Source organism: Streptomyces sp. NPDC054047 (assembly GCF_055585065.1).
Map to the genome: position 1 here is coordinate 169809 of NZ_JBVJKV010000001.1, position 20041 is coordinate 189849.

15 protein-coding genes are annotated in these 20041 nt (G+C 70.8%); 3 read left to right on the plus strand and 12 right to left on the minus strand.

The features are described from left to right. Nucleotides 1–41 precede the first annotated feature (41 nt). The 8 genes from gap to ACZ6ZP_RS00885 form a co-directional block, all read right to left on the minus strand. Nucleotides 42–1052 (minus strand): type I glyceraldehyde-3-phosphate dehydrogenase, encoded by a 1011-nt coding sequence (gene gap, locus ACZ6ZP_RS00850; RefSeq protein WP_351162045.1) that lies wholly within the window; start codon nucleotides 1050–1052, stop codon nucleotides 42–44. A gap of 189 nt (nucleotides 1053–1241) precedes the next feature. Continuing rightward, a complete protein-coding gene (locus ACZ6ZP_RS00855; protein WP_383819707.1) occupies nucleotides 1242–4214 on the minus strand; it encodes a M14 family metallopeptidase in 2973 nt (990 codons plus the stop codon). A gap of 159 nt (nucleotides 4215–4373) precedes the next feature. Then, nucleotides 4374–5363, minus strand: coding sequence for a DNA-binding protein WhiA (whiA, locus tag ACZ6ZP_RS00860; protein WP_249590613.1), 990 nt, complete (start codon nucleotides 5361–5363; stop codon nucleotides 4374–4376). Beyond that, nucleotides 5354–6361 carry a gluconeogenesis factor YvcK family protein gene (locus ACZ6ZP_RS00865; protein ID WP_351162050.1) on the minus strand — a complete coding sequence of 336 codons (1008 nt, stop codon included), beginning with the start codon at nucleotides 6359–6361 and terminating at the stop codon, nucleotides 5354–5356. The genes whiA and ACZ6ZP_RS00865 overlap by 10 nt, the downstream gene beginning before the upstream one ends. Beyond that, on the minus strand, nucleotides 6358–7290 hold the full coding sequence (rapZ, locus tag ACZ6ZP_RS00870) for an RNase adapter RapZ (RefSeq protein WP_351162052.1): 933 nt from the start codon (nucleotides 7288–7290) through the stop codon (nucleotides 6358–6360). The genes ACZ6ZP_RS00865 and rapZ overlap by 4 nt, the downstream gene beginning before the upstream one ends. Beyond that, entirely contained in the window at nucleotides 7287–9335 is a 2049-nt protein-coding gene (gene uvrC, locus ACZ6ZP_RS00875; protein ID WP_469405116.1) for an excinuclease ABC subunit UvrC, read from the minus strand. Before uvrC ends, rapZ begins: the two co-directional genes overlap by 4 nt. 692 nt (nucleotides 9336–10027) lie before the next feature. Continuing rightward, nucleotides 10028–10882 carry a hypothetical protein gene (locus ACZ6ZP_RS00880; RefSeq protein WP_469405764.1) on the minus strand — a complete coding sequence of 285 codons (855 nt, stop codon included), beginning with the start codon at nucleotides 10880–10882 and terminating at the stop codon, nucleotides 10028–10030. 5 nt (nucleotides 10883–10887) lie between these two features. Further along, a complete protein-coding gene (locus ACZ6ZP_RS00885) occupies nucleotides 10888–11526 on the minus strand; it encodes a papain-like cysteine protease family protein (RefSeq protein WP_351162055.1) in 639 nt (212 codons plus the stop codon). A gap of 228 nt (nucleotides 11527–11754) precedes the next feature. On the opposite strand from ACZ6ZP_RS00885, the gene ACZ6ZP_RS00890 reads away from it, so the two are divergent. Beyond that, on the plus strand, nucleotides 11755–12702 hold the full coding sequence (locus ACZ6ZP_RS00890) for a hypothetical protein (RefSeq protein WP_351162057.1): 948 nt from the start codon (nucleotides 11755–11757) through the stop codon (nucleotides 12700–12702). Nucleotides 12703–12746: 44 nt separating this feature from the next. On the opposite strand, the gene ACZ6ZP_RS00895 is transcribed toward ACZ6ZP_RS00890, so the two are convergent. Beyond that, on the minus strand, nucleotides 12747–13178 hold the full coding sequence (locus ACZ6ZP_RS00895) for a Rieske (2Fe-2S) protein (RefSeq protein ID WP_351162059.1): 432 nt from the start codon (nucleotides 13176–13178) through the stop codon (nucleotides 12747–12749). 212 nt (nucleotides 13179–13390) lie between these two features. On the opposite strand from ACZ6ZP_RS00895, the gene ACZ6ZP_RS00900 reads away from it, so the two are divergent. Further along, nucleotides 13391–14320 carry a carbohydrate kinase family protein gene (locus ACZ6ZP_RS00900; RefSeq protein ID WP_469405117.1) on the plus strand — a complete coding sequence of 310 codons (930 nt, stop codon included), beginning with the start codon at nucleotides 13391–13393 and terminating at the stop codon, nucleotides 14318–14320. 9 nt (nucleotides 14321–14329) lie between these two features. Here ACZ6ZP_RS00900 and ACZ6ZP_RS00905 read toward each other — a convergent pair whose 3' ends face one another. Then, nucleotides 14330–15184: a helix-turn-helix domain-containing protein gene (locus ACZ6ZP_RS00905; protein WP_469405118.1), complete on the minus strand. Its 855-nt coding sequence runs from the start codon at nucleotides 15182–15184 to the stop codon at nucleotides 14330–14332. Between the two features lie 102 nt (nucleotides 15185–15286). Between ACZ6ZP_RS00905 and ACZ6ZP_RS00910 the strand changes: the two genes are divergently transcribed. Next, on the plus strand, nucleotides 15287–15877 hold the full coding sequence (locus ACZ6ZP_RS00910; protein ID WP_351162065.1) for a YceI family protein: 591 nt from the start codon (nucleotides 15287–15289) through the stop codon (nucleotides 15875–15877). Here the strand turns inward: ACZ6ZP_RS00910 and ACZ6ZP_RS00915 are convergent. Beyond that, nucleotides 15874–16665, minus strand: a complete 792-nt coding sequence (locus tag ACZ6ZP_RS00915) for a crotonase/enoyl-CoA hydratase family protein (protein ID WP_351162067.1) — start codon at nucleotides 16663–16665, stop codon at nucleotides 15874–15876. The genes ACZ6ZP_RS00910 and ACZ6ZP_RS00915 overlap by 4 nt on opposite strands. A gap of 170 nt (nucleotides 16666–16835) precedes the next feature. Next, nucleotides 16836–19835: an excinuclease ABC subunit UvrA gene (uvrA, locus tag ACZ6ZP_RS00920; protein ID WP_469405119.1), complete on the minus strand. Its 3000-nt coding sequence runs from the start codon at nucleotides 19833–19835 to the stop codon at nucleotides 16836–16838. Between the last annotated feature and the right edge of the window lie 206 nt (nucleotides 19836–20041).

Sequence of the window (20041 nt, forward strand, 5' to 3'; positions counted from 1 at the left end):
ACCCTGTGCTCACATCGAGGTGCCTGCTCTGATGCTGATGCTTAGAGCTGACCGCCGACGAAGACCGTGAGGTCGACGAGGCGGTTGGAGTAGCCCCACTCGTTGTCGTACCAGCCGAGGATCTTCACCGAGTTGCCGTCCTGGACCATGGTCAGGGACGAGTCGAAGGTGCAGGACGCCGGGTCGCTGACGATGTCCGAGGACACGATCGGGTCTTCGGTGTAGGCGAGGAAGCCCTTGAGGTCGCCGTCGTCGGCGGCCTTCTTGAACGCGGCGTTGACCTCGTCCTTGGTGACCTCGCGCTGCAGCGTGACGACGAGGTCGGTGGCGGAACCGGTCGGGACCGGGACGCGCATCGCGATGCCGTCGAGCTTGCCCTTGAGCTGCGGAAGGACCAGAGCGGTGGCCTTGGCGGCACCGGTCGTGGTCGGGATGATGTTCTCGGCGGCGGCGCGGGCGCGACGCAGGTCCGAGTGCGGGAAGTCCAGGATGCGCTGGTCGTTGGTGTACGCGTGCACCGTCGTCATCAGGCCCTTGACGATGCCGAAGTTCTCGTCGAGAACCTTCGCCATCGGCGCCACACAGTTGGTGGTGCAGGACGCGTTCGAGATGACGTGGTGGTTGGCCGCGTCGTACTTGTCCTGGTTGACGCCCATCACGATGGTGATGTCCTCGTCCTTGGCCGGAGCCGAGATGAGGACCTTCTTGGCGCCACCTGCGATGTGCTTGGCGGCATCGGCCTTCTTGGTGAAGATGCCGGTCGACTCGATCACGATGTCGACGCCGAGGTCGCCCCACGGAATGTCGGCGGGGTTGCGCTCGGACAGCACCTTGATGGTGTGGCCGTCGACCGTGATGGTGTCCTCGGTGTGCGACACCTCGGCCTTGAGACGGCCCAGGATGGTGTCGTACTTCAGGAGGTGCGCCGTAGTCGCGGTGTCACCCAGGTCGTTGACAGCCACGATCTCGATGTCCGCACCCTGCTCAAGCAGCGCCCGGAAGTAGTTGCGCCCGATGCGGCCGAAGCCGTTGATGCCTACGCGGATCGTCACGAACCGATCTCCTCGTTGGTACGCCGGTTTCAGACGCCGGCGAGTTGTATGGGATGTCCCCGACCGCCTCCGACCCTACCTCTCTGAGGGCCTTTGGGTGACATCGACAGGGGGCCCGAGCGGCACGGTGGCTCGTACCCCCCAGTAGGGAGCACGAGCCACCGGTATTCAGGTCTTGATTACGCAGCGTCAGCGGCGCAGATGTGCAAGGGATGCGCCCATAAGAGCGGCCCGTTCGGCATTTCCGGGTACGTGCTCGAACCCGAAGCCGAGCAGCACACTGTCACGCGCTGTGACGGCCGCATAGGGCTTGTAGAGCTCCCCTGTACGGGCCCAGTCACCCGTGATGTTGGGGCTGCCGGGGGGCGCCGGAGCGACCGCCCAGGTGCCCAGTGAGGACTCGAATCCCTCGGTCTGCGTGGCGTTGCCCCCTATCACGAGCTGAGCGTTGTCGGCAAACAGTCCGCGGCCCCCGCTGGAGGGGTCGGTGATGGAGCTGAGCGACACCTCGACCGTCTTGCCCGCGTAGGCGCTCAGGTCGAAGGTGACGGGCTTCCAGCCGCCGGAGGATCCGGTGAAGCTGTTCCAGGCGCCGCTGGTGCCGCTCGCCGTGCAGCCGGTCGCCGACTGCGTCAGGTAGTGGCGCAGGAACGGGTGGCCGTTGATGAAGAACCCGGCCCCGCACTCGGCGGGCACGGCCTGGGACGAGTTGCCGTTCGTGTCCGGCAGCGTGGTCCAGTCGTCGGCGCCGGTGGTGTGGGCCTCGAGGACGCCGTGGTCGTAGCCGGGCTCGAGGTTCCAGTTGAGCGCGAACCGCAGCTGCGGCTGGTCCGCGGCCGTGACCCCGGTCAGGTCGATGGTGCGGGTCAGCCGCTTCCAGTCCTGGTCGGCGTGGGTCGCCGAGGCCATGCCCTGGCCCTCGAAGGGCGCGTAGGGGTTGCTGAGGCCGGGGTAGCTGCCTGCCGCCGCGCTCCTGAACTGCGGGAACTGGTCGGCGGGCAGGCTGTCGGACGTGACGGTGTAACGGCCCGCCTTGTCCAGGGGGTTGGTGTCGGCCGCGGCCAGCGGCGTGTTCACGCCGTCGAGCGCGCCGCTGCCGGCGAAGCTGGTGGCGCCGGGCGCGGAAAGGCGTTCGTACGCCCCCAGGTAGTACTGCGCGAAGTCGTCGGAGAGCGCGTCCCCGAGGTCCACGTTGGAGCCGGTGCGCTCACCGGACTCGATCAGCTTGCCGCCCTCGTTCAGGTAGGCGCGCAGGGCGAGTTGGGTCGGCGCTCCGGGCACCGGGTCGCCGGTGTAGTGCACGACCGCGGAGAAGTGCGACAGGACGCCGAGCGGGTGCGGGGTGCCCTGCTTGGCGACGTCCCAGACCACGGCGGAACGTCCGTTGGCCTTCAGGGCGTCGACGTACTTCTGGGCCTGCGTCGCCGCGGCGCCCTCCTCGGCCACGACGAGGGTGTTCGCCTTGGCCCGCTCGGTGACGGTGTACGTGAAGTGCGGGCTCTCCGTGCGGCCCTTCTTGTTGCGGCCGGTGAACCACACCTCGACCTTGTCGCCCACGCGCGCGTCCTCGACCTCGGCGCGGTACTGGTCGAAGTGGATGTTGTCCTCGCCGCCGTAGGTCTCGCCGCCCTTCCAGGCCTTGAGGTCCTCGTCCTGCGTACGGCCGCCGTTGATGCGGTAGTTGAGCTCCTTGTCGCGCACCGACTTGCGGGCGGTGACGGCGACTTCCTGGTCACCGCCGCGGGCGTACGAGTCCTTGAAGGTGTCCGGCGTGAAGTCGGGGGCCTCGATGTCGGTGACGGAGACCGGCTGGTCGGGGTGGAGTGCGGTCTCGGCCACGGCGAGCGCGAACGGGACGTTCTTGGCGAACTCCTGCTGGATCAGCTTCTCGTCGTCCGGGAAGGTGAAGATGGAGGCGCAGTCCTCGGGCCTCCAGGGGTCGTTCGGGTCGAGGTTGGAGACCGTCTGGCAGGTGGACATCTCCGGCGTGAACATCGAGAAGCCGTTGACGTTGCCCGCGTGGCCGTCCGCCTCGCCGTTGGTGGTGTAGAGCTCGGAGGCGACCTGCGGGTGGTAGCCGGGGATCGCCGGCTTCTCCGGGGTGCCCGCGAGCGCCTTGTAGAGCACGTCGTCGGGGGTGGGGGTCGCGACCTGCCAGCCCACTCCGTAGAGGATCAGTTCGGCCGCCGAGTGGTAGTTGATCCCGTACTCGAAGCCGATGCGCTTCTGGAAGCGGTCCAGCGCCTTGGTCTCGGGCTCGGAGATGGGGCCCGTGCCGCGGTAGGTCTCCGAGGAGGGCGCCGGGGACGAACCCTCGTTGTCGTAGCCCCACTTGTAGGCGAAGTTGCGGTTGAGGTCGACGCCGTCGCCCGCCGCGATCCTGCCGTCGCCGTCGATGTCGCGGAGGTTCTTGCGCCACTGGCGGTTGCCGTCGGGGGCGTGCGTGAAGTCGTAGCCGTCGGGGTTGGCGGAGAGCACGAACCACAGCTCGGTGGAGTCCACGAGCTTGGTGATGCGCTGGTCCTTGCCATAGTTGTCGAGGTAGTGGTGCATCAGGCGGCGGGTCATCTCAGGGGTGATCCACTCGCGCGCGTGCTGGTTGGACAGGTAGAGCGTGGACGGCTTGGAGCCGTCCTTGGACTTCTTGGCACCCTTGGAGAGCTTGAGCGCGAGGATGTCCTGCCCCTTGAGCGACTTGCCGATGGAGACGACCTTGGTGAGGCCGGGGTGGGCCTGACCGGTCTTGACGATCTCCTCCTTGAGGCCGCCCTTGCCGCTGTACGGCCGGAACACGCCGTCCCCCGCGGCCTTGAGCTTCTGCTGCGTGGCGGCGGAGACCTTCTGCTCGGTGAGCTCGACGCCCTCGCGCTCGACGCCCTTGGCCTGCGCCTCGGTGAGATAGACCTCGACGCGGGCGGTGCCGCGCTCGGGCGCCTGCCCCGCGAGCTCGTGGGCGTCCTGGCCCGCGTCGATGAGGATCGGGATCTGCTTCTTGGTGACCTCGGCCTCGTAGACCTTCACGGCCGCCGGGTCGTCGGTGGCCGGGGCCTTCGGCCCGCTGTCGGCCTGGGCGTGCGGTACGGCGACGAGACCGCCGACGAGCAGCGCGCCCGCGGCGACGACCGATCTGAAACCGGCTCTGGATCTCGCTCTTCGTCTCATGAGCCCCCCTTGCGGTTGTCCGGCACATTTGTGCGCGAACGCCAGGCTCGTGACACTTCATGATCATGTCAATATGGTGTGAGGGCAGACGCGAAAAGGACGCAAAGAAGCCGCCGGGGCCTCGGCGGCCCCGGCGGCTTGCGTGCCCTACGACGGTGGTCAGACCGCCATGTTGTCGGCGAGCTCCTCGCTCAGATTGGACTCCGTACCCGGAATCCCCATGTCCTGCGCCCGCTTGTCCGCCATGGCGAGCAGCCGTCGGATACGGCCCGCGACCGCGTCCTTCGTGAGCACCGGCTCGGCGAGCGCGCCCAGCTCCTCCAGGGAGGCCTGCTTGTGCTCCATGCGCAGCCGTCCGGCCGCCGCGAGGTGCTCGGGGACCTCGTCGCCGAGGATCTCCAGGGCGCGCTGCACGCGGGCGCCGGCGGCGACGGCCGCGCGGGCCGAGCGGCGCAGGTTGGCGTCGTCGAAGTTGGCCAGGCGGTTGGCGGTGGCGCGCACCTCGCGGCGCATCCGCCGCTCCTCCCAGGCGAGCACCGACTCGTGGGCGCCGAGCCGGGTGAGCAGGGCGCCGATCGCGTCGCCGTCCCGGACGACGACGCGGTCCACGCCGCGCACCTCACGGGCCTTGGCCGCGATCTGGAGCCTGCGCGCGGCCCCGACCAGGGCGAGCGCGGCCTCCGGGCCGGGGCAGGTGACCTCCAGGGAGGACGAGCGGCCCGGCTCGGTCAGTGAGCCGTGCGCGAGGAACGCCCCGCGCCAGGCCGCCTCGGCGTCACAGGTGGCCCCCGAGACCACCTGGGGCGGCAGTCCTCTGATGGGGCGGCCGCGGCCGTCGACCAGACCCGTCTGCCGGGCCAGCTGATCGCCGCCCGCCACGACCCGTACGACATAGCGCGAGCCGCGCCGCAGCCCGCCGGGAGCCATCACGATCAGCTCCGAGCTGTGCCCGAAAATCTCAAGAATGTCCCGCTTCAGCCGCCGCGCGGCCATCGCCGTGTCCAGCTCCGCCTCGATCACGATGCGGCCACTCACCAGGTGAAGGCCGCCCGCGAAGCGCAGGATGGCCGAGACCTCTGCCTTTCTGCAGCAGGTCCGGGTGACGGGAAGCCGGGAGATTTCGTCCTTCACCGCTGCCGTCATCGCCATGGGCCGATCCTTCCATGCATCCGAAAAATACGGTCGTACGCGGTGGCCAGGAGCTCCGGATCGTGCCTCGGAGTGCCATCGTGCCTGGCCACCGGCGCCAGCTCGACCGTGGCGCCGAGCCGCTTGGCGGCATCGGTGAGTGACTCACGGTCGGGCACGGCGGCGTCGTCGGCCAGCACCACGTCCAGGGCGAGTTTAGGGGCGTGTCGGGCCAAAACCTCCAAATGACGCTGCGGAGAGAACCCATCGGTTTCTCCGGGTTGTGGCGCGAGGTTGAGCGAGAGCACCCTGCGGGCCTTCGTCTGGATGAGCGCGTCGAGCAGTTCGGGGACCAGCAGATGGGGGATCACGGAGGAGAACCAGGAGCCGGGACCGAGCACCACCCAGTCCGCGTCGAGCACCGCGGCGACCGCTTCGGGGACGGCCGGCGGGTCGTGCGGGACCAGGTGCACGGACTGCACCTCACCGGGGGTGAGTGCCACCGTGGCCTGCCCGCGCACCGTGTCCACGTCGTCCGGGCGCTCCGGGTCGTGCCCCCTGACCAGGGCCTGGAGCTCCAGCGGGACCGCGGACATGGGCAGCACGCGCCCGTGCGCGCCCAGCAGCTTGCCGACCAGGTCAAGGGCCTGGACGTGGTCGCCGAGCTGCTCCCACAGGGCGACGATCAGCAGATTGCCGACCGCGTGCTCGTGCAGGTCGCCCTTGGACTGGAAGCGGTGCTGGATCACGCGGGCCCAGGTCTGGCCCCAGTCGTCGTCCCCGCACAGGGCGGCGAGCGCCTTGCGCAGGTCGCCGGGCGGCAGGACGCCCAGCTCGTCGCGGAGCCGTCCGCTGGAGCCGCCGTCGTCGGCGACGGTGACCACGGCGGTGAGGTCACCGGTGATGCGGCGCAGCCCCGCCAGGGACGCGGACAGGCCCATCCCGCCGCCGAGCGCCACGACCTTGGGCTGTGCGCCCCGCTTGCGGCCCAGGCGGTTCAGCCGCAGGGAGGATTTCACTCTCGCCCCATGTCCCGATGGACGAGGACGGTCTCGACGCCCTCGGACACGAGGCGCGCCGCGAGCTTCTCCGACATGGCGACGGAGCGGTGCTTGCCGCCCGTACAGCCGACCGCGATCGTCACGTAACGCTTGCCCTCGCGGCGGTAGCCCGCGGCGATGAGCTGGAGCAGCTCGGCGTACCGGTCGAGGAACTCCTTGGCGCCGGGCTGGTTGAAGACGTACGCCGCCACCTCTTCGTTGAGCCCGGTGTACTGGCGCAGCTCCGGCACCCAGTGCGGGTTGGGCAGGAAGCGCATGTCCACGACGAGGTCCGCGTCGACCGGCAGGCCGTACTTGAAGCCGAAGGACATGACGGTGGCCCGCAGCTCGGGCTCCTCCTCGCCCGCGAACGAGGCGTCCATCTTGGCGCGCAGCTCGTGCACGTTCAGGCTGGAGGTGTCGATCACCAGGTCCGCGTCGCCGCGCAGCTCGCGCAGGAGCTCGCGCTCGGCCGCGATGCCGTCGACGATGCGGCCGTCGCCCTGCAGCGGGTGCGGGCGGCGGACCGACTCGAAGCGGCGCACCAGGGCGTCGTCCGAGGACTCCAGGAAGACGATCCGCCGTGTGACGTGCTTGGCCTCCAGGTCCGCGAGGGACTGGCGCAGATTGTCGAAGAAGCGGCGGCCGCGGACGTCGACGACGACCGCGATGCGGGCGACGTTCCCCTGCGAGCGGGCGCCGAGCTCCACCATGGTGGGGATCAGCGCGGGCGGCAGGTTGTCGACGACGAACCAGCCGAGGTCCTCCAGACACTTCGCCGCGGTGCTGCGTCCGGCTCCCGACATGCCGGAGATGATCACCAGCTCGGGGACCACTTCCGCGGTCTCGCCCGGCGTGATGGTCGTGCCCGTACTCACTTGCTCGCCGCCTTCGTCGTGCTCGGTCATGTCTCCTGCCCCCGTCGTTCCTCTGAGGCGCCCGCGGACACGGGCTCCTCGCCGTCGCTGGAGGATCCCGCGCGTGCGGGCTCCTCGTCTTCAATGATCTCTCCGGTCGCCGTGTTCACGGCGGGCGCCACGGGTGCCGCGGCGGCCAGGGCCGCGACGATCGCCTCGGCCGTCTTGCGGCCTATGCCCGGAACCTCGCAGATCTGGTCGATTGTCGCGGATCGCAGCTTCTTCACCGAACCGAAGTGCTTGATCAGCGTCTGCTTGCGCGCGTCGCCCAGGCCCGGCACGGCATCCAGCGGTCCGGCCTTGAAGCGCTTGGCCCGCTTGGCCCGCTGATACGTGATCGCGAAGCGGTGCGCCTCGTCGCGCACCCGCTGGAGAAGGTACAGGCCTTCGCTGGTGCGCGGCAGGATCACCGGGTCGTCGTCGCCAGGCACCCAGACCTCTTCGAGGCGCTTGGCCAGGCCGCACACCGCGATGTCGTCGATGCCGAGCTCGTCCAGGGCCCGCTGGGCGGCCGCGACCTGCGGCTGGCCGCCGTCCACGACGACGAGCTGGGGCGGGTAGGCGAAGCGCTTGGGGCGGCCGTCCTCCTCGGTCAGGCTCTCCTGCTCGCCGTCGGGGTCCCACTCCCCCGTCTTCTCCTTGTCGGAGAGATAGCGCCTGAAGCGGCGCGTGAGCACCTCGTGCATGGAGCGGACGTCGTCCTGGCCCTCGAAGCCCTTGATCTGGAAGCGCCTGTACTCGCTCTTGCGTGCGAGGCCGTCCTCGAACACGACCATCGAGGCCACGACGTCGTCACCCTGCAGATGCGAGATGTCGTAGCACTCGATGCGCAGCGGGGCGCTGTCCAGCTCGAGTGCCTCGGCGATCTCCTCCAGGGCGCGGGAGCGGGTGGTCAGGTCCGAGGCGCGCTTGGTCTTGTGCAGCACGAGCGACTGCTGGGCGTTGCGCGCCACGGTCTCCATGAGCGCCTTCTTGTCGCCGCGCTGCGGGATGCGCAGCGAGACGTTCGAACCGCGGCGCTCGGTGAGCCACTCCTGGACGGGCTCTATCGGATCGGGCAGCGCGGGGACGAGGACTTCCTTCGGTACGGAGTCGCCGCTCTCCTCTCCGTAGAGCTGCTGGAGGGCGTGCTCGACGAGGTCGCCGCTGGTGACCGCCTCGACCTTGTCGGTGACCCAGCCGCGCTGACCGCGCACCCGGCCGCCGCGGACGTGGAAGATCTGGACGGCCGCCTCCAGCTCGTCCTCGGCGAGGGCGATGAGGTCGGCGTCCGTGGCGTCGGCGAGGACGACGGCGCTCTTCTCCATGGCCTTCTTCAGGGCCCCGACGTCGTCGCGCAGGCGGGCCGCCTTCTCGTACTCCATGTCCTCGGCGGCCTCCGCCATCTGCCGCTCGATGCGGCGGATGTACGCCCCCGTGCGGCCCGTCATGAACTCGCAGAAGTCCTCGGCGAGTTCGCGGTGCTCCTGGGGCGAGACGCGCTCCACGCAGGGCGCGGCGCACTTGCCGATGTACCCGAGGAGGCAGGGGCGGCCGGTGCGCTCGGCGTTCTTGAAGACCCCGGCCGAGCAGGTGCGGACGGGGAAGACCCGCAGGAGGAGGTCGACGGTGTCGCGGATCGCCCACGCGTGGCCGTACGGACCGAAGTAGCGGACGCCCTTCTTCTTGTGGCCGCGCATCACCTGGACGCGCGGGAACTCCTCGTTCATCGTCACCGCGAGGTACGGATAGCTCTTGTCGTCGCGGTACTTGACGTTGAACCGGGGGTCGTACTCCTTGATCCAGGAGTATTCGAGCTGGAGCGCCTCGACCTCGGTGGAGACCACCGTCCACTCGACGGAGGCGGCCGTCGTCACCATCGTGGCGGTGCGCGGGTGCAGGTTCGTCAGGTCCTGGAAGTAGCTGGCCAGGCGCTGGCGCAGGCTTTTCGCCTTGCCGACGTAGATCACCCGGCGGTGTTCGTCGCGGAACCGATAGACCCCCGGCGAGTCGGGGATCTGTCCCGGCTTGGGGCGGTAGCTGGAGGGGTCTGCCATGCTCCACACCCTACTGGCGGGGGCTGACAGTCAGGGGTCGGAGGGGGCCTGCACCGCCGCCTCGGCGAGGTGCCACCCGGGACCGGCAGAGGCCTGCCCTGTGCCGCACCGGCAACCTGACGCACGCGACCGACAGGAGCCTGCACTGCCACACCGGCGACGTGGCGCCCGGGGGTCGGCAGAAGCCTGCCCTGCCGTCCGGGCGACGTGCCGCAGGGGACCGGCAGAACCGGCAGAGGCCTGCCCTGTGCCGCACCGGCGACCTGACGCAGAGGACCGCGACAGGAGCCTGCACTGCCACACCGGCGACGAGGCGCCCGGGGGTCGGCAGAAGCCTCCCCTGCCGTCCGGGCGACGTGCCGCAGGGGACCGGCAGAACCGGCAGAGGCCCGCCCTGTGCCGCACCGGCAACCTGACGCACGCGACCGACAGGAGCCTGCCCTGCCACACCGGCGACGTACCGCCCGGGACCGGCAGAAGCCTGCCCCGTGCCGCACCGGCAACCTGACGCACGCGACCGACAGGAGCCTGCCCTGCCGCACCGGCAAGCTGGCGCCTGGGACCGGCAGGAACCCGCCCTGCCGTCCGGGCGACGTGCCGCAGGGAGCCGGCGCCGCATCGCCCGCCCTTGAGCCCACCCGCCCTGAAGGGCGGGCGGGTGGGGGAAGCTCCCGGCCGCAGGCCGGGGCTGGTCAGCCGTGCCGCCGGGCGCGACGGCGCAGGACCGCGGCCCCGGAGAGGCCGAGGGCCAGCACGGCGCCCGCTCCGGCCACGGAGGAGGCGACCGTGACGGGGCCGTCAGCCGAAGCCGGGGCCGAGCCCGAGGCTGCGGCTTCGGCTGCGGGCGAATCAGCCGCCGGGGGCTCCCCGGTCCGCTCCTTCGGGGCGAAGCCCCCCGCCTTGCCGGACTTCGCGTACTCGGAGCCGGGCAGCTTGTCGGCGTACGCATCGTGCACACGCTTCTGATAGGCGGCGACCGAGGCCCCGCCCGAGCCCACGGCCCGCACCGCGTCCGCGTCCAGCGGAAGCACCCGGCCCCGCCCCTGGACGTACCAGGCGTTGATCTGCGGCTCGTGGAACACGGTGCCCCCGGGGAGCTTGTCGGCGCCCACGCGCGCGTAGTGCGTCTCGTCGTCCCCGGTGGCGATGTTCACCACCTGCCAGGAGCCGCCCTGCTTCACCGTCCACAAGGAGGCCTCCTGCCCGTCGGACGAGACCGCCTTGCTGGCGAGGAACTCCACGCGGGCGATCGGCGCGCCCTTCTCGCCCGCGACGAACTCCGGGGAGAGGTAGCGCACGGGCACGGCGTCGTCGCCCCGCACACGCGGGCCCGCCGCGGCCTTGCTGACGGCGCCCTCCCGTGCGAAGAAGCGGGAGAGCGTGTCGAGGGTCTCGGGCGCGCTCGCGGCGTCGTGGGCCGCCTCGCGGGAGGCCTCGGAGGGCCCGGAGTCCGCGGAGGCGTGCGGCGCCGCGACGCCGAGCAGCAGGGCGGCGGCCGAGCCGGCGAGCGCCGCCCTGAGGAAGTGGCGGGGAAGGTGACCGGTCATCGCGCTCACGCCCCTATCCGGTACAGCGAGTGGGTCCAGGAGAAGGTGTTGTTGTTGACGTACCAGCTGTGCGAGGCCCAGTTGTAGCGGTCGCTGGAGGGCCACGGGTCGCCCCAGTAGACCCAGCTGCTCGCGTCGTCGTACCCGTAGAGGACATGCATGTGACCGCCGCCGTTCGACCACTGGATGCGGGTCTCGACCGGGCGGCCCGCGTTGATCTCGGCCTGCACGGTCGGATAGCGCAGCCAGCCGTTGACGTACGAACCGGCGTTGATGCCCGCCCAGTCCAGGCCGTTCTGCACGTCGCCGAGCGTGGCCTGGGAGTTGGGGCACTCGGTGTTCTGGCTGCGCCCGAAGGCCGCGTTGCAGAACTGGTTCTGGCTGTACTTCTTGCCGTAGAAGGTGGCGATCGTGTTCCCGGCCGCCGCCCAGCACCAGTTGGTCTTCTGCTGAGCCTGCATCGTGATGTTCAGGCGCTTCGCGGCGAGGACGGAAGGGGTGTCGGCGCCGGGTACGGACGCGGACGGAGGGCTGTCGGGGGCGGCCGTGGCCGTGGCCGCCGGGGCGGCGACCAGGGCCGCCGCCACGAGGGCGAGCGCGGACAACCGTCTGCGTCCGCTGAACCTGCTGCTTCTATGGCGCATCGCGTTCCTCCCAAGCGGGGGGTGGGGTGGTGGAGGAGCGCGTCCGGACGCTGCGATTGAGCATCGAGTGTTGTCGGGTGCAGGTCAACAAGGTTCAATGCGGGATTACTTGGGCCGTGAACGGCGGCGTACGTATGTGAACACCCCTCGTACGTCCACCTGGTGGCCCGCCCCGACCGGCGCGTACGCCCGGGCGGCCGATGTGAATGTTCACAGAAGGGTCTTGCGATGCGGCACGGCACACAGCTCGCGGACGGCGCGCCTGCGGATCTGGAGGCCGCGCTGCGCACCGGCCCCTTCCACGTGGCGCTGCGGGCCGCGATCGCCGCACGGCGCCTTCCCCTGCAACGCGTACGGCATCATCTCGCGCGCCAGGGCGTCAACGTCGGGGTGACGAGCCTGAGTTACTGGCAGCAGGGCGCGAGGCGCCCCCAGCGCACCGAGTCGCTGCGCGCCGTGCGCGCCCTGGAGGAGATCCTCGGGCTCCCCGAGGAGTCACTGATCCGGCTCCTGGCCAAGCCCTCCGACCGCCCCGCCTGCGAACGCCCCGCCGCCCGCTCCTACCGCTCGCTCCTGGCGGCGTCCGACGTCCTCCAGGAGCTGATCACCGACCTCGGTTCGCCGCTGGACGGCGGCCTGCACACCGTGGGCCACCACGAGCGGGTGCGGATCGGCGGGCGCCGCGAGCTGCTCGGCCGCGACTCGCAGCACGTGGTGCGCGCCCACCGGGACGGCGTGGACCGCTACCTCGCGATCTACCGCGGCGACCCCGGCTGCGTGCCGGAGCGCATCGGCGTCCACGCCCTGGAGAACTGCCGCACGGGGCGCGTGCGTCTGCACCACGAGACGGGAGTGCTCGTCGCCGAGCTGCTGTTCGACGCGCGCCTGCGCGCGGGCGACACGCATCTGTTCCGCTACGGCTTCGAGGACGGCACGGCGGGTGCGGCCACCGAGTACTTCCGGGGCTTCAGCTTCGCGGGCGGGCAGTACGCGCTCCAGGTGCGGTTCGACGAGGAGGCGCTGCCCGTACGCTGCCACCGCTTCGCCCAGCATTCGGAGGCCGCGCCGCGCGGCGGGCGCCAGGAACTCACGCTGAGCGGCAGCCACCGGTCGGTGCACCTCGTGGAGCCGCAGGTGCGGGCGGGGATTCTGGGGATCGCGTGGGACTGGGAGTGAGTCGTGCACTCCCGAGTGAGTCGTGCACTCCCGGCTAGTGGGCCTTAGGCTCCGGGACCCGCGATGATCTTGCCGTCCTCCACCTTCACCGGCAGCTCCTTGAGCGGCGTGACGGCGGGGTCGTGCAGCACCTTGCCGTTCGTGGCGTCGAACTGGCTGCCGTGGCAGGGGCAGGTCAGCTTGTGCCCCTCGAGCTTGTTGATGGGGCACTTGGCGTGCGTGCAGATGGTGCTGAACGCCTTGTACTCGTCGTCCGAGATGCGGCTCACGACCACGTTCTCGTCGGTGTAGAGCTTGGAGGCCCCCACTTTCACCTCGTCGGACGCACCGAGGTCCGTCGGCGCGGTCGGCGCCGAACGGTTGGAGCCGCCGTCGCCGCCCCCGGACGAGCAGGCCGTGATCCCCAGACCGGCGGCCGGGACGAGAGCGGCGGCGCGCAGCACCGTGCGGCGGGCGGGGGGCGGCGTGCCGGGCATGGAATCTCCACAGGTCAGGCGCTTCGGTGACGGATCAGACCATACCGGTGGGGCGCCGCCTGCCCGCGTTGGGCACGGCCGTGCCCGAGTGGCGCCCGTGCCGGGCCCGGCCCGCCGGGAAGCTCTAGCCTGTGGCGGAAGCCGGGGGCACGAGCGCTGACCACGACAGCAGAGCCGCCGCGGAGCCACCGCAGAGCCGAGAGGAACCACCCGTGATCGTCGTCGCCGGAGAGGCCCTGATCGACCTCGTCCCGCAGGATTCCGCCGGCGCTTTCGGCGGTGGTGACGCCGGGCTGCCCGCGCTCGCCCCGCGGCTCGGCGGCGGTCCGTACAACACCGCGGTGGCCCTCGGCCGTCTCGGCTCCCCCGTCGCCTTCTGCTCGCGGATCTCGGCGGACGCGTTCGGCGACGCCCTGGTCGACGGGTTGCGGACCGCGGGTGTCGACGTCTCGTACGTCCAGCGGGGCGCCGAGCCGACGACGCTCGCGGTGGCCTCGATCGGCGCGGACGGCTCCGCCGGTTACTCCTTCTACGTCGAGAGCACGGCGGACCGGCTCTTCACGGCCCCGGAGCGGCTGCCCGACGCCGTGCGCGCACTCTCGTTCGGCACGTGCTCGCTCGTCCTGGAACCGGGGGCGAGCGCGTACGAGGAGCTGATGCGCCGGGAGGCGGCGCGGGGCGTCTTCACGGCCCTCGACCCCAATGTCCGGGCGGGTCTGATCCCGGACGCGGACGCCTACCGGGCCCGGTTCAAGAGTTGGCTGCCGTCGGTCTCGCTGCTCAAGCTGTCGGAGGACGACGCGAGTTGGCTGGGCGGCACGCCGCGGGAGTGGCTCGCGTCCGGGCCCGGCGCGGTGGTGGTGACGCGGGGCGGCGACGGGCTCACGGTCTTCACGCGGGACGGCGGGGAGTGGTCCGTGCCGGGTGAGCGGGTCGACGTGGTGGACACCATCGGCGCGGGCGACACGGTCAACGCGGCGCTGCTGCACGGGCTTTGCGCACGGGACGCGCTGTCGGCGGAGTCCCTCTCGGGGCTCGGCGCGGACAGCTGGGGCGAGGTCCTGCGCTTCGCGGCACGCGCGGCGGCCGTGACCGTGTCCCGCGCGGGGGCGGAGCCGCCGTACGCGCGGGAGTTGGGGTGATGCCGACGGTCAGCCCGTCACCGCGCGCAGGCCGCCCGGCTGACGGCCGTTGAGGCGGTCGAGCGCGGCCGACGAGGCCTCGTCGGCCGGCAGGTGGACGACCAGGCGCTGGCCGTCCGCGTCGGGCAGCGTCAGCGTCTCGTACGAAAGGCGCACCGCACCGACCTCCGGATGCGCCACACGTTCGATGCCACTGTGCCGGGGCAGCCGCGGCACGGCCGCCATGCGGTCCGCGAACGGGGCACCGGCGATGACGGTCAGCTCGTCGGCGAATCCCTCGGCGTGGGGGTCGCTCAGCATGGAACCGGCCCGCAACGATGCGACCTGTTCGTCGGCGACGCGGTCCCATTCGGGATAGGCGGCGCGGGCGCGCTCGTCGGTGAACAGGAACCGGACGAGGTTGGGCCGCTCGTCGTCGAGGAGACCGATGGGCCCCACGATCCGCTCATAGCCCGAGGTGTACGCGAGGACGTCGCCGAGCCGGTTGAACAGGACGGCGGGGGTGGGCTCCAGGCGGTCGATGAGCGCCCGCACGGTGGGGCGCACCGACTGGGAGGGCACGCTCGCCGTCGGGCAGCAGGGGTCGCCGCTCGTCTCCTTCTCCAGGCGGCGCAGGTGGAAGCGCTCCTCCACGGAGAGCCGCAGGGCATCCGCGAGCGCGCCCATCACCTGCGGTGACGGATGGCGGTCCCGGCCCTGTTCGAGGCGGGCGAGGTACTCGACGCTGACGCCGGCGAGCGTGGCGACCTCGGAGCGGCGCAGGCCCGGCGTGCGGCGCCGGGGGCCGGTCGGGAGGCCGACCTGGGCCGGCGTGACCGCTTCACGGCAGGTGCGCAGGAAGTTGCCCAGCTCGTTGTCGCTCACCGGCCGAACGTACCAGCCGGGAAGGGACCGGATCGTGGCCCTGTCACTACCAGTCTCGGCCCGGCCTTCCTCGGGTGCGGGCGGCCTCGCATCGTGGACGCCATGACTACTTCGGACACGCGTACTACCGCCACTGCTGCCGCCGCGACGACCGCGCTTCCCCTCCCCGCCGGGAGCTGGGAGATCGACCCCTTGCACTCCGCCGTGAACTTCACCATCCGCCACCTCGGGATCTCGAAGGTGCGGGGCCGGTTCGCGGAGGTGACCGCTGGTCTCGTCGTGGGCGAGAGCGCGGAGACCTCGTCGGTGACGGCGACCATCGAGCTGGCGTCGATCGACACCGGCAACAAGGACCGTGACGCGCACGTCCGCGCGCCGGACCTGCTGGACGTGGAGCGCCGCCCCACCATGACGTTCCGCTCGACGCGGGTCGTCGGCCAGGAGGACGAGTGGACCCTGGAGGGCGAACTGACCATCGGTGACGTGACGAAGCCGGTCGCCCTCGCCGTGGAGTTCGGCGGGCTCCAGGCCTTCCCGGGCGACGCCCGACGCCATGCGGGGTTCGAGGCGACCGGGGAGATCAGCCGCAAGGCCTACGGTCTCGACTTCGGCGCGGGGATGCTCGGTGACGTGGTGAAGATCCAGCTGGACATGCAGTTCCTGGAGCCGGCGGCCGCGCCCGCCGAAGGCTAGTCGACGGGCTGCCGGGCCTCTCCCGGGCCGTCGGTGAAGGCTCCGTGCCGCCCCGCACCCGCGGCGAACCTGGCCGCGCCGTCCGCGGCCTCGGCGAGGGACCGCAGGCCGTGGCGCAGTTCGCCCGCCATCGCGTCCTCCTCGGTCAGGCCACCCTGTTCCTGTACGGAGAGCCGGTCGTTGCGGAGGCAGGTCTGGGGGAACGCGGCGATCTCCGCGGCGAGGCGCTCGGCCGCTGCGCGGGACGTGCCCGGCGGTACGGTCCGGTTGACCAGGCCCATCGCCAGCGCCTCGGCGGCGGGGACGGGGCGGCCGGTGAGCACGAGGTCCATGGCCCGGCTCTCGCCGATGAGGCGGGGCAGCCGCACGGTCCCGCCGTCGATGAGCGGCACGCCCCAGCGACGGCAGAAGACCCCGAGCACCGCGTCCTCGTCGGCGACGCGCAGGTCGCACCAGAGCGCGAGCTCCAGACCGCCGGCGACCGCGTGCCCGGAGATGGCCGCGACGACGGGCTTGGAAAGGCGCATGCGGGTCGGCCCCATGGGCCCGTCGCCCTTCTCGGTGACCTCGTTCCCGGCCGGGGTCCCGATGGCCTTGAGGTCCGCACCGGCGCAGAAGGTGCCGCCCTCGCCCCAGAGCACGGCGACGGACGCGTCGGGGTCCGCGTCGAAGGCACGGAACGCGTCGGCGAGGGCCTGGGCGGTGGGCCCGTCGACGGCGTTGCGCACGCCGGGCCGGGACAACACGATGGTGGTGACGGGGCCTGCACGTTCGGTACGTACGGTCATGCGCCCCAGGCGACCACGAGGACGGGCCGCCGGACAAGGGGGAAACCCATTGTCCGACGGCCCGTTCACACCACCGCGGGGGCGCCCCCGAAGGGGCGCGGGGCTGTGACATGAGCGGCTCCGCCGCGGGGCGCGACCAGCCACAACAGACGCGCGGACGCGCAGCTGCATCAGGCCTTACGAGCCTTGGCCGCCTTCTTAGGGGCAGCCTTCTTGGCAGTGGCCTTCTTGGCGGTGGCCTTCTTGGCGGTGGAGGTCTTGGCGGTGGCCTTGGCCGCCGCCGGCTTCTTCACCGCGGCAGCAATCCGCTTGCGTCCCTGCGAAGGGCTCTCCGCAACAAGGATGTTCTGCAGGAACTTGCCCGTATGGCTCGTCGGAACCCCGGCGACCTCCTCGGGCGTGCCCTCGGCGACGACCAGACCGCCGCCGTTGCCGCCCTCGGGGCCCATGTCGACGACCCAGTCCGCGGTCTTGATGACGTCGAGGTTGTGCTCGATGACGATGACCGTGTTGCCCTTGTCGACCAGGCCGGACAGGACCGTGATCAGCTTGCTGATGTCCTCGAAGTGCAGACCGGTGGTCGGCTCGTCCAGGACGTAGACGGTCCGTCCCGTCGAGCGCTTCTGGAGCTCGGAGGCCAGCTTCACGCGCTGGGCCTCGCCTCCGGAGAGCGTCGGCGCGGACTGGCCGAGCCGTACGTACCCGAGACCCACGTCGTTGAGCGTGCGCAGGTGGCGGGAGATGGCCGGCACCGCCTCGAAGAAGTCGAGCGCCTCCTCGATCGGCATGTCCAGGACCTCGGCGATGGACTTGCCCTTGTAGTGGACGTCCAGCGTCTCGCGGTTGTAGCGCGCCCCGTGGCAGACCTCGCAGGGGACGTACACATCCGGCAGGAAGTTCATCTCGATCTTGATCGTGCCGTCACCGGAGCAGTTCTCGCAGCGACCGCCCTTGACGTTGAAGGAGAAGCGGCCGGGCAGATAGCCGCGGACCTTCGCCTCCATCGTCTCCGCGAACAGCCTGCGGACGTGGTCGAAGACTCCGGTGTACGTCGCCGGGTTGGACCGCGGGGTGCGGCCGATGGGCGACTGGTCGACGTGCACGACCTTGTCGACGAGGTCGTCGCCGTCCACGCGCGTGTGCCGCCCGGGGACGGAGCGTGCGCCGTTCAGCTCGCGCGCCAGGTGCGTGTAGAGGATGTCGTTCACGAGCGTCGACTTGCCGGAGCCCGAGACACCCGTGACGGCGGTGAGGACGCCGAGCGGGAAGGAGACGTCGATGTCCTGGAGGTTGTTCTCCCGGGCGCCGTGCACCGTCAGCTGACGGGAGGGGTCCGCGGGGCGGCGGATGTCCGGCACCGGGATGGACTTCTTGCCCGACAGATACTGCCCGGTCACCGAGTCCGGGTTGTCGAGCAGCTCCTTCATGGAGCCGCTGTGCACGACCTTGCCGCCGTGCTCGCCCGCGCCGGGGCCGATGTCGACGACCCAGTCGGCGACCTTGATGGTGTCCTCGTCGTGCTCGACGACGATGAGCGTGTTGCCCATGTCGCGCAGGCGCACGAGGGTCTCGATCAGGCGGTGGTTGTCGCGCTGGTGCAGGCCGATGGACGGCTCGTCCAGTACGTACAGCACGCCGACGAGGCCGGAGCCGATCTGCGTGGCCAGGCGGATGCGCTGGGCCTCGCCGCCGGAGAGGGTGCCCGCCGCGCGGTTCAGCGAGAGGTAGTCCAGGCCGACGTCGACCAGGAAGCGCAGTCGTTCGTTGACCTCCTTCAGGACGCGCTCGGCGATCTTCTTGTCGCGGGCGCCCAGCTTCAGCTCGGCGAGGAAGTCCGCGCAGTCGCTGATGGACATCGCGGCGACCTCGGCGATGGACCGGCCCTTGACCGTGACGGCAAGGACGATCGGCTTGAGCCGCGTGCCCTCACAGGTGGGGCAGGGCACCTCGCGCATGTAGCCCTCGAAGCGCTCACGGCTCGTGTCGCTCTCGGCCTCGCTGTGGCGGCGCTTGACGAAGGGGACGGCGCCTTCGAAGGCGGTGGTGTAGACCCGCTCGCGGCCGTACCGGTTCCTGTAGCGCACCTCGATCTGCGTCTTGTGGCCGTTCAGGAGGGCCTTCTTGGCGCGCTGCGGGAGTCCGGCCCACGGCATGTCCGTGGCGAAGCCGAGCGCGTCGGCGAGCGCGCCGACGAGCCGCCCGAAGTAGTCCTTGGTGTGGCCGTGCGACCAGGGGTGGATGGCGCCCTCGTCGAGCGACTTGTCCTCGTCCGGGACGATCAGCTCGGGGTCGACCTCCATGCGCGTGCCGATGCCCGAGCAGTCCGGGCAGGCGCCGAAGGGCGAGTTGAAGGAGAAGGAGCGGGGCTCAAGCTCCTCGAAGGACAGGTCGTCGTACGCGCAGTACAGGTGCTCCGAGTACATGCGCTCGCGCTCGGGGTCGTCCTCGGGAAGGTCGACGAAGTCGAGGACGACCATGCCGCCGGCGAGACCGAGCGCGGTCTCCACGGAGTCGGTCAGGCGGCGCTTGGCGGAGTCCTTCACCGTGAGGCGGTCGATGACCACCTCGATGGTGTGCTTCTCCTGCTTCTTCAGCGTGGGCGGCTCGGAGAGCTGGATCGTCGTGCCGTCGACCCGCGCGCGGCTGTACCCCTTGGTCTGGAGGTCGGCGAAGAGGTCGACGAACTCGCCCTTGCGCTCGCGGACCAGCGGCGAGAGGACCTGGAAGCGGCTGCCTTCCGGCAGCTCGAGGACCTTGTCGACGATGGCCTGCGGCGACTGCCGGGCGATGGGGCGACCGCACTCGGGGCAGTGCGGCTTGCCGATGCGCGCGAAGAGCAGGCGGAGGTAGTCGTAGACCTCCGTGATGGTGCCGACCGTGGAGCGCGGGTTGCGCGAGGTCGACTTCTGGTCGATGGAGACCGCGGGCGAGAGGCCCTCGATGAAGTCGACGTCCGGCTTGTCCATCTGACCGAGGAACTGCCGGGCGTACGAGGAGAGCGACTCCACGTACCGCCGCTGACCCTCGGCGAAGATCGTGTCGAACGCGAGCGAGGACTTGCCCGACCCGGAGAGCCCGGTGAAGACGATGAGGGAGTCGCGCGGGAGGTCGAGCGAGACGTTCTTGAGATTGTGCTCGCGCGCGCCACGGACGATGAGACGGTCGGCCACGCCGGTCCGCACCTTTCTAGAGAGAAGTGACAGGGGCGGGACCCCCGTCATTCACAGACTAGGGCGAGCCACTGACAACGCCGGGGCGGATGCCCTGGTTGATAACAAACCCGGACCACCAAGAATGCCCGATGCCGCACCCGACCATATAGCACGTGCATTCGATTTGCGGCGCTGCTCAGACACCTTCACCCGAACGTGTGGCG